Below are 14,582 nucleotides of genomic sequence, written 5' to 3'. Positions count from 1 at the left end.
TTATCTGTAATTATTCTGTAATGAAACTACATTTTTGACGACTTTCTGTCATAATGAATAATAGAAGCAGGCAGGGATTTGTACCAGCAGACCTTTTTTAACCTAAACCGATTAGGACCTAACATGACCACATTCGTACTGTTTGGCGGCACGGGCGATTTAGCCAAACGTAAAATTATTCCGGCACTGTACAGCGCATTTTTGAATGGTCGGCTGGATAAAAACTTTGCTTTTTATGGTGCCGCACGCGAACAAATTGGCGATGATGAATTCCGCAAGCGCGTCTCCGCTGCCATTGCGCAATACAGCAAAGCCGATGTGCTCAACACACCGGAAAAACTCGACGCTTTTTTAGCGATGACGTTTTACACAAAAATTGATGCGCGGGTTGATGCCGATTTTGCTCAATTAAAGAGTAGTATCGCCAGCCCCGATACGCAATCGACTTTATTCTATTTGGCCACGGGCCCTGATTTGTTTGTGCCGATTGTCAAGCAATTGTCCGAGCATCAATTGGTCGGCAAATTAGCGCGTGTGGTGGTAGAAAAGCCGCTCGGTCGCGACGCTACGTCGGCGCGCGAAATCAACCAAGCGCTGCGGGTATATTTGCAAGAAAACCAAATCTACCGTATCGATCATTACCTCGGCAAAGAGATGGTGCAAAACTTATTGGCGCTGCGCTTTGCCAATCTGTTCTTGGAACCACTGTGGAATCGCACGTGGATTAAAGATGTGCAAATTTCGATCTCTGAACAAGTCGGCGTTGAATCGCGCGGCGATTTTTACGATCACACCGGCGCCTTGCGTGACATGGTGCAAAATCATTTGTTGCAATTGTTGTCGATCGTGGCGATGGAGCCACCCGTCAATTCCGCGCCCGATTCAATCCGCGATGAAAAAGTAAAAGTCCTGCACGCGCTGCATAAATTCACGCCCGACGAAGTCGCCAAGAAAACCGTGCGCGGCCAATATCGCGCTGGCGCGGTGGACGGACAAGCGGTCATCGGTTACCAAAACGAACCGGGCGTACCAGCGCATTCCCGCACTGAAACCTTTGTTGCTATTCGCGCCGAAATCGATAACTGGCGTTGGGCTGGCGTGCCGTTTTATTTGCGCACCGGCAAGCGCATGGCGTCCCGCAGCGCGGAAATCACGATCAATTTCAAACAAATTCCGTATTCGATTTTCGGTGGCAATCAACGCAATTTGCGCTCGAATCGCTTGGTGATTTCGTTGCAACCAGAAGAAAGCGTCGAATTATTTTTGAAAGCCAAAGAACCGGGCGAAGGTATTCGCTTGTCCGACGTGATGTTGAATTTGGATTTTGCCGAAGCCTCGACTTCGCGCCGCGTTGAAGCTTACGAGCGTTTGTTATTAGATGCGATGCACGGCGACTTAACCTTGTTTGTGCGTGACGACGAATTGAGCGCCGCTTGGGATTATGTTGATCCAATCATGACTACATGGCAAAACGACGCCGAAGGCTTGAAATCGTATATCGCTGGAAGCTGGGGCCCTGCTGCATCGAGCTATTTATTGGCGCAACACGGTTCGAGCTGGGGCGAAGAGTTCGTCGAAGGCTAATTAGCCACTTACTGAATTACTTTATTGATGGGGATGTTTGATGCTGCATTTTAACGAGTTCGCCGATTTTTCATCATTAAGCCAGAAATTAGCTACTCAATGGCTGGAGTTAGTCAATGCGACGCCGGCCAATTCACCGTCCAGTTTCGCCTTGGCGGGTGGCACGACGCCTGCGCCGGTGTATCGCACATTTGACGCCCTATTCGCCGCTGCCCCATCGCGCCGTATTCAACTGCTTGCCACCGATGAACGTTGGGTAGAGGACGCCGATCCGCAAAGTAACGAAGGCTTGTTTCGTCGTTGCTTTGAACATTCCAGCGGGCATTGGGATTTGGTGTCACTTAAAAACACTGAGCCAACGCCGGTTAGCGCGGTGTCAGATATCAACCAACGATTAACCGCCCAATGTCCTGCCAAATTTAGCGCCATCTTATTGGGCATGGGCGCTGACGGCCATGTTGCTTCGCTGTTTCCCAATGCGCCGCAATTGTTAGTCAACGACGCCAGCACCGCATGTGTACCTGCAGTTAATCCGCAAACCTTGCAAGAACGTATGTCCTTGTCTTTTGCTCGTTTGTTGCAAACCGAACGTATCTGGTTAGTCATTACCGGAGCCGAAAAGCGCGCTGTATTTGATCAAGCGATCAAGCAGCCTTCGGCGACTAGTCCGATATCCGCTTTCTTAGCCGCAGCACGCTGCGATGTGGAGGTATTTTGGTGCCCATAGAAGCCATCGCCAATCCTGAAAAAGGATTGCTCGGTCGCATACGAATTGCGACCACCCAACTCAGTCGCGCCGAACGGCAAGTAGCAGAATTCTTGCTACAAAAGCCGCATGACGTCGTGTCGATGCCGATTCGCGTGCTGGCGCAAGCTTGCCAAGTGAGCGAACCGACGGTGGTGCGCTTTTCGTTGTCGATGGGTTTTGATGGTTTTAAGGCATTTAAACTGGCTTTCGCAAAAAGCTTGGCTACCGGCATTCCTTACTTGCACTTGGACGTCAATCAAGCCGATCCGGTGCGCGATGTGCTGCCTAAGGTTTTTGATCGCACGATTGCGGCGTTGATGGAGGCGCGTAATTCGGCCAATACCGCGGCGTTTGAAGCGGCGGTGCAACTCTTGGCGCGGGCCAAGCGGATCGAATGTTATGGCCTGGGCTATTCCGGCGCGTTGGCGGTCGATGCGCAGTTGAAATTTTTCCGATTTGGGATTCCCACCACGGTTTTTTGTGACGCTCACTTGCAGGCGCAATCAGCCACTTTGCTCAACAAAGATTGCGTGGTCGTGGCCTTTTCCCGCACTGGCCGCACGCGCGACATGCTACGCAATGTGCAATTGGCGAAAAACACTGGCGCCAAAGTCTTGGTACTTTGTGCCTCTAACGGCCCATTAGCGCAATTGGCCGATGTGCATTTATCGATAGACGTGGAAGAAGATCCTGATATATACACGCCAATGACATCCCGTTTGGCACATTTAACGTATATTGATGCATTGGCGGTAGCGGTGACCTTGGTGCGCGGGCCGGAGGCGATAACGATGCTTGAACGCGCAAAAGCCAGCATCAGCGAATTACGTTTGGGCGCGTGATTTTTGCAATTAAAACGCACCAAAGTCAGCAGCCTCCGCCGAAACCTCAAAATACCCTAAATAGGGCATAGCAAGAACAGCTCTATTGCGATACGCTCAGTTGATATTAATTTGATGCAACTTTATGAGCCTTACGCCCGAGCAAGCCGAAATAATCGCCGAACAAATTTTGAACGAGGCAAGCCCAGACCGAACTTCGGGCATAACTGTGCCACGCTTTAGCCGATTCGCCGGCCTATTGTTCGGTATCCTTCCGTGGGCTTGGATACTGCGCCATATTTTTGCCGCTCCCCGAGATTGGTGGATTTATTTGTTATTCGGGACCGTGGTTGCGTCGATGTTTGTGATGGCTGTCTATCAATTTTTTACGCCGCTACTGCGGATAAATAAAACAGATTGTATTTATTACTCTTATTGGCCTTGGGGTAAGAAAATTATCCGCGTCGAGGACGTCGAACATGTATTCCTAACTACTACTTTAATTATTCGCGCGACAAGCGTGGAACTGATGATTCAAACAAATGAGCGTCTGGTAAAAGTCTATATTTCCCGATACATGAGGCACCCAACTCTACCAACCTTGCATAAAAACTTAGCAGCGCGTTTTGGCGACCGATACAGGTCAGATTTAGGGATATTAGGGTTTCAAAACTCAGATAGCTAATCAAGGTTACTCCTACAGATTTTGCTGCCTGGCAAAATCCACCAAATTTTGAAACGCGGCGCGAAAGTAAATTTCATAACTATGTTGTTCTACATAGCCCAAATGCGGCGTCGCTAAGACATTCGGAAAGCCCAATAATGGCTCACCTTGAGTCAATGGTTCGGTGTCGAATACATCCACGGCAATAGGCTGACCGCGCGCGGCCGCTTCCAGCAATGCACCCTGCTCCACCAACTCGGCGCGGCTGGTATTGACGAATAATGCAGTTGGCTTCAAACGAGCCAGATCGTCCTTCAACACCACATTGCGCGTTGCTTCATTCAAGCGTAAGTGCATACTAACCACGTCAACTTCGCTAAAAAACTGCTCTTTCGATTGCGCTGCCAAATAGCCCATTTGGACGGCCCGTTGTCGACTCGCCTCACTACCCCAAACCAGTACACGCATACCAAACGCTTGCCCGTATCCCGCCACCATCTGACCAATTTTGCCCAAACCCCAAATACCCAAAGTTTTACCTTTTAGGCTAAACCCTAACGTGTTGCGGACAGGATCAAGACTGCTGACTTGCCACAAACCTTGACGCAAATAGGTGGAATATTGAGGAACCTTGCGCATCGCTGCCATGATCAAGGCCCAGGTCAATTCGGCCGGTGCGGTCGGGTCGCCGATGCCTTCTAAAACAGCAATGCCCAGTTCGCCGGCGGCCTGCATATCAATGTGGCCGGAAACTTTGCCGGTCTGGGAAATCACCTTGAGATTCGGTAATTTTTGCAGCAAAGCCCCCGGGAAAGCGGTGCGCTCTCGAATCAGCACCAAGGCATCAAAAGGAGCCAAACGGATCGCCAACTGCCCAAGACCGCGCGCGCTGGAGCTAAAAACCTTGACTTCATGTTGCTGCAACAACTCATAGCAAGATAAATTTTTCACCACATCTTGCACATCATCGAGAATCGCTATTTTCATCATATTTCGATATAAAAATACTATTTTTTGACTAAATTTATTGGCTGAATTTAACTCGCAGGAGTAGAATGCCCCTTCACACAAGCATTTTTACCCCAATTTTGATTGGTCGTTGAGCTGATTGGATTCATCAAACTCATCCAAGTATAACTGACCAATCTACAGACAAAATTGCTGCTTTCTGTCGTTAGTGCCCCCAGCGATTCAATTACCAGTTAATTCAATCCGCCCATCCTATCAGTACACGGGAGAGCCAACTACACAGTAATTTGTCTGCATCAAGACCGCGGCCCCGATTGACGCGACTTGAACGAAGCGAATTTTATTAGCATTGGAGATTCATCGTGACTCAAGCACTTACCGCAGCACAGTTGGTTTCAGCCCCCCCGTACGTCAAGCAGCAAAAATTAATTAATTGGGTGGCAGAAATCGCCGCTCTGACCAAGCCAGCCAAAATCGTTTGGTGTGATGGTTCGCAAGAAGAATACGACGCACTGTGCGCACAAATGGTCGCCGCCGGCACCATGAAAAAACTCAATCAAGAAAAGCGCCCGAATAGCTTTTTAGCATGTTCCGATCCGTCAGACGTAGCGCGGGTAGAAGATCGCACCTACATCTGTTCCGCCAAAAAGGAAGACGCCGGTCCGACCAATAATTGGATGGAACCATCCGAAATGCGCGCGACTTTATCGGGCCTATTCGATGGCTGCATGAAGGGCCGCACGATGTACGTGGTACCGTTTTCCATGGGCCCGATTGGCTCACCGATCGCTCACATCGGCGTCGAATTATCGGACTCGCCTTACGTTGCGGTAAATATGCGCGTGATGACTCGCATGGGCAAAGCGGTATTTGATGTTTTGGGCACAGACGGTGAATTCGTTCCTTGCGTGCACACCGTTGGCGCGCCATTAGCTGAAGGTCAAAAAGACGTCGCTTGGCCTTGCAATGCCACTAAATACATCGTGCACTATCCTGAAACGCGCGAAATCTGGTCTTTCGGTTCCGGCTACGGCGGAAATGCTTTGCTGGGCAAAAAATGCTTCGCGCTGCGCATCGCCTCCAACATGGGCCGCGACCAAGGTTGGTTGGCTGAGCACATGTTGATCTTGGGCGTCGAGTCGCCAGCCGGCAAAAAGCATTACGTTGCGGCGGCATTCCCATCGGCTTGCGGCAAAACCAACTTTGCTATGCTGATTCCACCAGCCTCGTTAAACGGCTGGAAGGTCACCACCATCGGTGACGATATCGCGTGGATTAAGCCGGGCAAAGACGGTCGTTTGTATGCAATCAACCCAGAAGCGGGTTATTTCGGCGTCGCACCGGGCACCAACACCCAGACCAATTACAACTGCATGGCTTCGTTAAATTCGAACACGATTTTCACCAACGTCGCATTAACTGACGATGGCGACGTGTGGTGGGAAGGTTTGTCCAAACAAGCGCCAGATCATTTAATCGACTGGCAAGGCAAGGATTGGACGCCTGAAATCGCCCGCGAAACAGGCCGCAAAGCAGCGCACCCGAACGCCCGTTTCACCGTACCAGCAACGCAAAATCCGGTGATTGATTCGGCTTGGGACGACCCAGCGGGCGTGCCAATTTCCGCTTTCATTTTCGGCGGCCGTCGCTCGACCACCGTTCCATTAGTGACCGAAGCGCGCAACTGGGTTGAAGGCGTGTATATGGCCGCCACGATGGGTTCCGAAACCACCGCGGCCGCGGTCGGCCAACAAGGTGTCGTGCGCCGCGATCCATTTGCGATGCTGCCTTTCATCGGCTACAACATGAGTGACTATTTTCAGCATTGGTTAGATATTGGTAAAAAGATCGAAAGCTCGTCAGCGACTTTGCCAAAAATTTACTGCGTCAATTGGTTCCGTACCAACGCGGAAGGCAAGTTTGTTTGGCCCGGCTATAGCGACAATATGCGCGTCTTGAAGTGGATGATTGAGCGTGTCGAGGATAAGGCCGAAGGCGTTGAAAACATCTTTGGCACAACGCCAAAATTCAACGATTTAAGCTGGGATGGTCTGGAATTCACTCAACAGCAATTCGATACAATTACCTCCATCGACAAATCCGCTTGGTTAGATGAATTGAAATTGCACGCAGAGCTATTTGAAAAGCTGGACTACCATTTACCGACCGAGCTTAAAGCGACCAAAGCACATTTGGAAAAGCGTTTAGAGGCTTAAAAGCAGCGGACCAAATCTACCGTTACCGGTAGAATCGGCGCGTTCTTCCTACGATGAGCGCGCCGTTTTTATATCTTCATTCTTTTTCGGCTCCGCTCAGCAAGTCATCTTTCCTTTCGCCATTTGGCAGCACTTACTGAAACGCCGCATAGATCATTACTTGTTTTTAGTATCGATTTCCTCACCCGCCCGAATATTCTTTCCAATTGGTTTTAATCAAAAAACTGCCCAGTTTGGGCTACTTTTGAAAGCTCCCTGTGCACAGCAAGAGGTCGAAGCGCTGGAAGTTAGTGCCTAATTAGGGGGCAATATTTCAATCAGAGGGTACTTTTAACAAAAATATATTTATTATTTAACATGCCGGAAAGTAAACAGTTTATAATAACAATTCGGCACACTCGCCGGAGTTAGTCAAAATTGATGTTATTTATACAATTACTTAGTCAGGAATTTCCCCATGAAATTTGCAGCAATCATCCTCGCAGTCGCACCAATATGTTCATTCGCAGCCAGCAGCAATACCATTAACTTCCAAGGCAACGTCTCATCCCAAACATGCTCGGTGACCATTAACGGCAACGCAGCAACACCAGTCGTTCTATTGCCTACCGTTTCCAGTGCAGTGCTTAATGCGGCTGGCGACAAAGCTGGCCTAACAAAATTTACCGTTGGCTTGACTGGCTGCACCGCCCCCGGCAGTAATGCTCAACCGGTAGGCACCGTCTTTGTCGGTAACCAAGTAACCGCCAGCGGAAATTTGGGTAACACGGGCACCGCAAAAAACGTCAGCCTACAATTGGTTGACCCAGCCGATCCAAGCGCGCCACTTAAAGTCGACGGCACTACCGCCACTTCAGGCTTATCCATCGCAGCCGGTCAAACGAGCGCAACACATGACTTCGCCGTGCAATATTTTGCTGAGGCGATTGGTGTAACACCGGGTTCCGTTCTGGGCAGCGTGCAATACGCGATTGACTATCAATAAGGCAACCTGAGATTTGCTCCTGGGGTTTTCAGGAGCAAATTCGAATGTGCAATTAACTTACCATGCACGGTCGATTAGTTTCAATTCATCCTCGTAGGACTTTGCCATTCAACGAGGCGCATAAGGGCATTCGTTGAAAGCCAGTCTGGCATGGAGGAAAAGTCCACAAAGCCAGTAAGTTCCGCTACATACCATTCCGCAGCCAAAACACAACTACAAACAGCGCGATTGACAACGAGTAGGAACGCGGTCAAGCAAAGCCAATTTATTCAAATGACCCGCTCAATCAAATAGGCAGTTCAAGTTATGTTTAATCGTATTTGGAAAAAAATCGTAGCAGCGATCTCGATGTTAGCGCTTCAGACTTCGTTAGCGTCAGCCAGCGTGACCATGGTAAATACCCGCGTTATTTATCCAAGCAGCGCACGTGAAGTGAGCTTTGATCTTAGCAACCAAGACAACAATCCAAACGTGATTCAATTATGGGTCGATAGCAGCGACATGACTTCCACCCCGGATAATGCCGATGCGCCTTTTGTGGTTTCGCCTCCGATGTTTCGGATGGAACCCAAGGTCAATCAAACGGTACGGATCACTTTCACTGGTGCCGATCTGCCGCAAGACCGTGAATCGGTTTTTTATTTGAATATGGTTCAAATTCCTCCCGTTGATGCGGCCAACGCGGACCAAAATCAAATGCTGGTAATGCTGCGTAACAGGGTCAAATTGTTCTATCGCCCAAGCACAATCAAAGGCAAAGTCGAAAATGTCGCCGATCAACTTCGTTTTCATATCAAGCAGGTCGGCGCCGAGTGGCGCATTAGCGCTGAGAATTCCTCCGGCTATTTCATCTCGCTTATCAGTGGCAAAGTGAGCAGCGGCGCTCAAGAGTCTCTATTCGCGCCATCGATGATTGCGCCTTCATCCAGCGCTGATTGGGAACTTAAAAACTTCAAATTCGATGCACAACAGCCAGCGCGAGTTAAATTTAGTTTTATCAACGACTACGGCGGTGTCAGTGATGGGGAAAGCACAATCTTACCTGCAACTCTGCCGGCAGTGAGGTAGACGTTAAACCATGAGCGTGGATCAAATTACAGCGTTTGGATTTCATGGACATCCCAAACCACAATTTTTTTTCGAGGCACAACGTCGCACTCACTTTTTGGCGATTTCAGCCAACACCGCCGCTCTAATACTGGCGGCTCCGGCACACGCTACATCAAGTTCGATTGAGTCAACTCCACTACCGCCTGTGCAAATGGCCGCCTACCAGTTCAACAACAAACTCTTAGTTGGTAAGCCAATTAGCTCCTCTAGCATGGACCGCTTCAATCAACCGAATTTAGTCGATCCTGGCCGATATTTGGTCGACGTATTTATTAATGGAAATTTTCATTCTAGAACAACGATTGAATTTATTGCGTCGCAAAACAATGCCGTATTCGCCTGTCTCGATGATCCTTTTTTAAAGTCACTCGGTGTGCAAGCGTCTCATATTTCACCGCAGACAGACTCATCGTGCGCGCCAGTGGAACAGCGTGTGCAAGGTGCGACGGCAGTTTTTGATCTGCCTAAACTCAGGCTAGATATATCCGTGCCGCAAGCATTTATGAGCAAATCGCCTGTGGGTTCGGTTAAAGTCGCGGAGCTAGATGCGGGCGAATCCATGGCTTTCTTCAATTATGACGGTAATTATTATCGTTCCAGTGCGTACGGCGTTAGCAGCGATTATTCGTACTTAGGCTTGAACTCTGGAATTAATTTAGGCCTGTGGCGGTTGCGCCAACAAGGTAATTACAATTATCAGACTAACGCCGGAAACAGCGCAGGTCACTGGAATACAATTCGCTCCTACGCCCAGCGCGCTTTGCCGGATATAAATAGCGAACTAACGCTTGGGGATAATTACACCAACAGTAATTTATTCAGCAGCATTGGGTTTCGCGGGGTTTCGCTCAGTACGGACGAGCGGATATTACCGAATTCCCAACTTGGTTACGCACCGGTCGTGCGCGGCGTTGCGTTGACTCATGCTCGAATTACCATTCGCCAAGCTGGCCACATCATTTATCAAACCACGGTAGCGCCTGGCCCGTTTGTGATTGATGACTTGAATGCCACCAGTTTTCAGGGCGATCTGAATGTCGAAGTTGATGAAGCGGATGGCAGGGTAGCGCGCTTTACGGTTCCATTTTCGGCGGTACCCGATTTATTGCGCGAAGGCGCTTCGCGCTATAGCATTTCGGTTGGCGAAGTCAGGCAAATTGTTGACGTCAACGCCGGTTTTTTAGACGCCACGTACCAACGTGGATTATCGAATTCGCTCACGGCCAACGTGGGTGTGCGGTTGGCTTCGGACTACCAATCCTATCTAGCTGGTGCGGTGGTTGGAACCAAGTTGGGCGCACTTGGCATTAACGGCATCTTTTCCCAAAGTCGCGATATCGATAATGAACGCATCAGGGGCTGGCGCGCGGCAACTACCTACAGTTATACCTATCAACCGACTTCTACTTCACTTTCTTTGGCGAGTTATCGCTATTCGACGAAAGGCTATCGCGATTTACTCGATGCATTGGGTGCCCGCAGTGCTAATCGTAATGGTCAAACTTGGACGTCTTCAACGTTCCAACAACGTAATCAATTTAGTGCCAACATCAATCAAAATTTAGGTCGGTTTGGGCAACTTTATCTGTCAGGCTCGGTGAGCGATTATTACGACGGCAAAGATAAAGACACGCAGTTTCAATTGGGATACAGCAACAGCTATCAATCGATTAGTTATAACTTGTCCGTTTCTAGACAGCAGGTAGGAGCATTCCAAAACGCTATCGTCAGCAATTTCCCCACCAACACGGGTCAGCAAGTCAACCAAACAACCGCCTCGTCAAACACAAATTTGTTCATGTTTTCGGTGTCCTTCCCGCTTACTCTGGGCGGGAACACAGCGTCGATGTCGAGTTCTGTGTCCAACCAAACCAACAGCGGCAGCAATGTCCAAACGAGTATTGCAGGTATTGCGGATGCGGCACAAACACTGAGTTACGGAATCAACGTCGCGCACCAAGAATCGCAAGGGCAATCGAGCGCTGGGATCAACGTTCAAAAGCAACTTCCTTCCGTCACCTTGGGCGGCAGTTATTCTTTGGGGCAGCACTTTTGGCAGACTGGCATTAATGCACGCGGTGCGTTGGTAGCACATTCAGGCGGCCTAACATTGGGGCCGTATCTCGGCGATACATTCGGCGTAATTGAAGCCAAAGGTGCGGAAGGTGCGGAAGTACGAAACGGCGGGGGCGCGCGGATTGATAGTAAGGGCTACGCGCTCATTCCCTATTTGGTCCCGTATCGCTACAACGATATTAGCCTCGACAGTAAGGGCATTAATGACAACGCCGAAATCGAGGGGAGTCAATACCGATCAGCCCCCTACGCTGGCGCCTCGGTGAAAATCAAATTTTCAACCAGATTAGGGCGGGCAGTATTAATCGCGGCCAAACTACCGGATGGATCAATGTTGCCGCTAGGGTCGAATGTCTACAACGGCGAAAAAGTGGTAGTCGGTATGGTCGGCCAAGGCGGCAAAATTTATGCTCGGGCTGCCAATGAGCAGGGAAACCTGACCGTCGCGTGGGGCAACGCGGAGGATCAACGATGCGTGATTAGCTACGATCTGAGCACTCTTCCTGTGGATGACCAACCGCTATTTAAATTCAAGGCCGTTTGCGTTCCCAGCGTAGAGGGCGATCTCAATAAGAGCTAAAAGGTCAGAGGTACGTCTAAGCTAGTCCAGCGTTACCGGCAGTAGTCAAAATTGTGGTGGCTATGCCGACTAGCTCTAAGCTCACTCACGCTTTAAGGTGGTTCCTATAGCTCGCACAGAACCAAAAGCTTCTATTCAACAAATTTGGAATGAACTGTTCCAGAAAACTTAACGGATACATTTTCTCAAGGAGAATCTATGACGGTTACGGAAAAGATTCGCGCAGAATGCAGAGCGGCATTGCGCATCAAATTGTGGCTTAAATTAATCATCGCCCTTGGCGTAACTACCTTACCTTTTCAAGTCTCTGCGAAATGCACCCGAATCAGCTATGCGGCGGGTATTTCCTACCCATCAAACAATGATCTATATGTTGACCCAGCCTATGGCACTCACGATATTTGGGTTTCTCCCGGCGAAGGTGACGGCGGCGGCGCGGACTCTTTACCCGGTTCGATTAACGTCAACAATAGCCTAGTTCAACCAGACGGCACGCTATTGGCAAGTGGTATCGCTCCAGTAAAGAACTTAGGAACTCAAATCTACAGTTCGCCCGAGCAAGTTTTATTCCGCTGCGATGCGGCTGATGCTGGTCAATTGTTTGAGTACTACACCACTAATGGCCCATTTCCGCTGACTGGCAAATACGAAGATGGGGCCAGTTTCGGCATTCCAGGAGCTTACCGAACTCGCTATCAAGGAGTACTTAGCCGCGTGACGAATCTTAAGACCGGCAGATATTTTGCTCGGAATTGGCAAGCGCGGCCACTAACGAATTTAACGCGCGATTCTCAAGGAAAAATACTTGTAAAGGTGAAAGACTTTAGCGACGTTCGCATCGAATTAATTCGGGCTAGCAATGAGACGATGGCAGCGTCAGAAGGATATGGCGGCGACAACCGCCCCGCACTAGCGGGCACTGGCATTGGTGGCGGATTCGGCTTCCCCTACGGAATTGCCTACACCGCCTTTAACGGTCCGGGGGTGGGTTCGGGGAAAACGTATGTTGGCGCTGATTCAAATGCGGTTTACCCCGATTTTCAAAAAGGCACATATGTCGGGGCGGTTCGCTTTTATCAATCTCTATACATTAATCGGTCTGCCACGTGCGCTGTGACTACGGTCACTCCCGTGGTGGTGTTTCCGGGTATCACGGTGCAAGAGCTTAACCAAGGCGTTCAGCGGCAACAGCCATTCAATATTCAGTTCAACTGCCAAACTGCGGCTCCGGCCAATACTGGCGTGAGCGCTTTATCTAGCGGCACGGGGCGCGGTCAGACTGCGATGGGTCTGCTCATACAACCAGAAAACTATGCCGCCGCCCAACTTGTTGGTCTAAATACGTCCGGCACCGGCGTGAGCTATTTACTCTCCGATGGCTACTTGGGAAGTTCTACCGTTGCAAGAGGTGTCGGTGTAGTCGTATCGCGCGTTAATGGGACGCCACTTAACTTCCTAGGTAACGAGGGCATGACGTTGGGCGGTGAGGCAGACGGTTGGTATCCGGTTCTCTCTGAGGCGAATACGCTGGAAAGTGGCAATGGAACGACTACCTATATTAGTCGATTGCGGGCAACGCTTAAAAAAATTCCAGGGGAAACTCCAACCGCTGGCAAATTTAACGCGAATGTGCAGGTGATTATTCGTGTTCAATAAATATGCCGCGTGGGCTTGCGCTATAGCTTTATGCATCGGACCTCAACCGATCTGTCAGGCTGGGGTTACTGCTTCGACGACTAGGGTGATTTTCCCATCCGAAGCGAAGGAGCAATCCTTGGAGCTGGTCAACTTAAATGCCTATCCCGTTTTGGTTCAAACCTGGATCGATGACGGAAATATCAAAGGTACACCCGAGGAATCAGATGCACCAATTTTTACTGTACCACCAATTTTTCGAATGGAACCCAAGGAACGGTCGTTTCTGCGTTTAATCAATTCTGGCGCTACGTTGCCTAACGATCGAGAATCGTTGTTTTGGCTTAATTTAGTGGAAGTGCCGCCGCAAGATTCGGCCTCAGCAAATAAAAACGATCAACTCACAATCACCCTGCGCACCCAGCTAAAAGTATTCGTCCGTCCTGCAGGTTTAGCGATTCCAGCAAACGCTTTGCTTAATGAGTTGGTTTTCAAGATTGATTCAAACGCCAACTCTTCGACACTAATCATCGAGAACCCAACACCTTACTTCGCTACCATTAGTGCAATCGAAATCCAGCGGGATCAGGCTAGCCAATCGTATTCAACAGATATGATCAAACCATTTGGGCGCGATTCGGTTCCGCTCCAAGGGATATCGAAAAATACTAACGAGCAGATACAACTTAGGTTTTTCTTAGTTGATGACAGTGGACAATCGGTGAGTGGCCATCGCGTTCTCTCAGCACGTTAGCAATTCCATGTACATGCAACGCCATATCTCACAATCCAAAGTAGCACTCAACGTGAGCCACGTAAGGTTTATTTAGAAAGGTTTAACGCATTATGAATAACGTCATTTGTATCGCAAAATTTGCAGCGCAGCCAAATAAACTTCCCGAATTAGAATCAAGGCTTCAAGAATTGGTAAGGCTTTCTCGACTGGAAGCAGGCTGCATCGACTACGATCTCTGTTATGCGCAGGATGGCGCCTTCGATTTCTTCATTGTGGAAAGATACAAAACGAAGGAGGATTTTGAAATTCACTCGAACAAAGACTATCTCGTTCGTAAGCGTCCAGCGCTACCACCTATGAACGGCAATTAATTTCATGCACTCTCCAGACCTGATCAAATTGGAGAGCAAAGCATGTCGAGATTCAAATCTTTAATAAGCAAAGCAGATTGGCTGCAA

At 49.3% G+C, this 14,582-nt stretch carries 12 protein-coding genes; 11 read left to right on the top strand and 1 reads right to left on the bottom strand.

Going from position 1 to position 14,582, the window contains the following annotated elements:
- Positions 1-123: 123 nt before the first annotated feature.
- The 4 genes from zwf (at position 124) to E2I14_RS17940 (ending at position 3,838) form a co-directional block, all read left to right on the top strand.
- The gene (gene zwf / locus E2I14_RS17955; RefSeq protein ID WP_133331105.1) at positions 124-1,584 is read left to right on the top strand and encodes a glucose-6-phosphate dehydrogenase; all 1,461 of its coding nucleotides are present in this window, start codon (positions 124-126) and stop codon (positions 1,582-1,584) included.
- Positions 1,585-1,624: 40 nt separating this feature from the next.
- Positions 1,625-2,311, top strand: a complete 687-nt coding sequence (locus E2I14_RS17950; protein ID WP_133331103.1) for a 6-phosphogluconolactonase — start codon at positions 1,625-1,627, stop codon at positions 2,309-2,311.
- Positions 2,302-3,174, top strand: a complete 873-nt coding sequence (locus E2I14_RS17945; protein ID WP_133331101.1) for a MurR/RpiR family transcriptional regulator — start codon at positions 2,302-2,304, stop codon at positions 3,172-3,174. The genes E2I14_RS17950 and E2I14_RS17945 overlap by 10 nt, the downstream gene beginning before the upstream one ends.
- Before the next feature lie 124 nt (positions 3,175-3,298).
- The gene (locus E2I14_RS17940) at positions 3,299-3,838 is read left to right on the top strand and encodes a hypothetical protein (RefSeq protein WP_133331099.1); all 540 of its coding nucleotides are present in this window, start codon (positions 3,299-3,301) and stop codon (positions 3,836-3,838) included.
- Between the two features lie 12 nt (positions 3,839-3,850).
- Here E2I14_RS17940 and E2I14_RS17935 read toward each other — a convergent pair whose 3' ends face one another.
- Positions 3,851-4,804 (bottom strand): D-2-hydroxyacid dehydrogenase family protein, encoded by a 954-nt coding sequence (locus tag E2I14_RS17935; RefSeq protein WP_133331097.1) that lies wholly within the window; start codon positions 4,802-4,804, stop codon positions 3,851-3,853.
- Between the two features lie 344 nt (positions 4,805-5,148).
- On the opposite strand from E2I14_RS17935, the gene E2I14_RS17930 reads away from it, so the two are divergent.
- The 7 genes from E2I14_RS17930 (at position 5,149) to E2I14_RS17900 (ending at position 14,495) form a co-directional block, all read left to right on the top strand.
- Entirely contained in the window at positions 5,149-7,002 is a 1,854-nt protein-coding gene (locus tag E2I14_RS17930) for a phosphoenolpyruvate carboxykinase (GTP) (RefSeq protein ID WP_227544791.1), read from the top strand.
- A 457-nt stretch (positions 7,003-7,459) separates the two neighbouring features.
- Complete coding sequence (locus tag E2I14_RS17925) at positions 7,460-7,987, top strand: fimbrial protein (RefSeq protein WP_133331093.1); 528 nt, start codon at positions 7,460-7,462, stop codon at positions 7,985-7,987.
- A gap of 306 nt (positions 7,988-8,293) precedes the next feature.
- On the top strand, positions 8,294-9,055 hold the full coding sequence (locus E2I14_RS17920) for a fimbrial biogenesis chaperone (protein ID WP_133331091.1): 762 nt from the start codon (positions 8,294-8,296) through the stop codon (positions 9,053-9,055).
- Positions 9,056-9,065: 10 nt separating this feature from the next.
- Entirely contained in the window at positions 9,066-11,753 is a 2,688-nt protein-coding gene (locus E2I14_RS17915; RefSeq protein WP_133331089.1) for a fimbria/pilus outer membrane usher protein, read from the top strand.
- Positions 11,754-11,951: 198 nt separating this feature from the next.
- The gene (locus E2I14_RS17910) at positions 11,952-13,409 is read left to right on the top strand and encodes a fimbrial protein (protein ID WP_133331087.1); all 1,458 of its coding nucleotides are present in this window, start codon (positions 11,952-11,954) and stop codon (positions 13,407-13,409) included.
- Positions 13,399-14,142 (top strand): fimbrial biogenesis chaperone, encoded by a 744-nt coding sequence (locus E2I14_RS17905; protein ID WP_133331085.1) that lies wholly within the window; start codon positions 13,399-13,401, stop codon positions 14,140-14,142. The genes E2I14_RS17910 and E2I14_RS17905 overlap by 11 nt, the downstream gene beginning before the upstream one ends.
- A 92-nt stretch (positions 14,143-14,234) precedes the next feature.
- Positions 14,235-14,495 (top strand): putative quinol monooxygenase, encoded by a 261-nt coding sequence (locus E2I14_RS17900; protein ID WP_133331083.1) that lies wholly within the window; start codon positions 14,235-14,237, stop codon positions 14,493-14,495.
- Positions 14,496-14,582: the final 87 nt, after the last annotated feature.

Origin of the sequence: Sapientia aquatica, assembly GCF_004358105.1 — a bacterium.
Lineage (GTDB): Bacteria > Pseudomonadota > Gammaproteobacteria > Burkholderiales > Burkholderiaceae_D > Solimicrobium > Solimicrobium aquaticum.
The sequence above is the reverse complement of the archived record's forward strand: the minus strand, read 5'-3'. Positions and strand labels throughout refer to the sequence as shown.

Coding starts and splice junctions, on each gene's coding strand:
- E2I14_RS17935 (WP_133331097.1), bottom strand. CDS start 4,804: ATGAAAATAGCGATTCTCGATGATGTGCAAGATGTGGTGAAAAATTTA.
- E2I14_RS17940 (WP_133331099.1), top strand. CDS start 3,299: ATGAGCCTTACGCCCGAGCAAGCCGAAATAATCGCCGAACAAATTTTG.
- E2I14_RS17915 (WP_133331089.1), top strand. CDS start 9,066: ATGAGCGTGGATCAAATTACAGCGTTTGGATTTCATGGACATCCCAAA.
- E2I14_RS17925 (WP_133331093.1), top strand. CDS start 7,460: ATGAAATTTGCAGCAATCATCCTCGCAGTCGCACCAATATGTTCATTC.
- E2I14_RS17950 (WP_133331103.1), top strand. CDS start 1,625: ATGCTGCATTTTAACGAGTTCGCCGATTTTTCATCATTAAGCCAGAAA.
- E2I14_RS17900 (WP_133331083.1), top strand. CDS start 14,235: ATGAATAACGTCATTTGTATCGCAAAATTTGCAGCGCAGCCAAATAAA.
- E2I14_RS17920 (WP_133331091.1), top strand. CDS start 8,294: ATGTTTAATCGTATTTGGAAAAAAATCGTAGCAGCGATCTCGATGTTA.
- E2I14_RS17910 (WP_133331087.1), top strand. CDS start 11,952: ATGACGGTTACGGAAAAGATTCGCGCAGAATGCAGAGCGGCATTGCGC.
- zwf (WP_133331105.1), top strand. CDS start 124: ATGACCACATTCGTACTGTTTGGCGGCACGGGCGATTTAGCCAAACGT.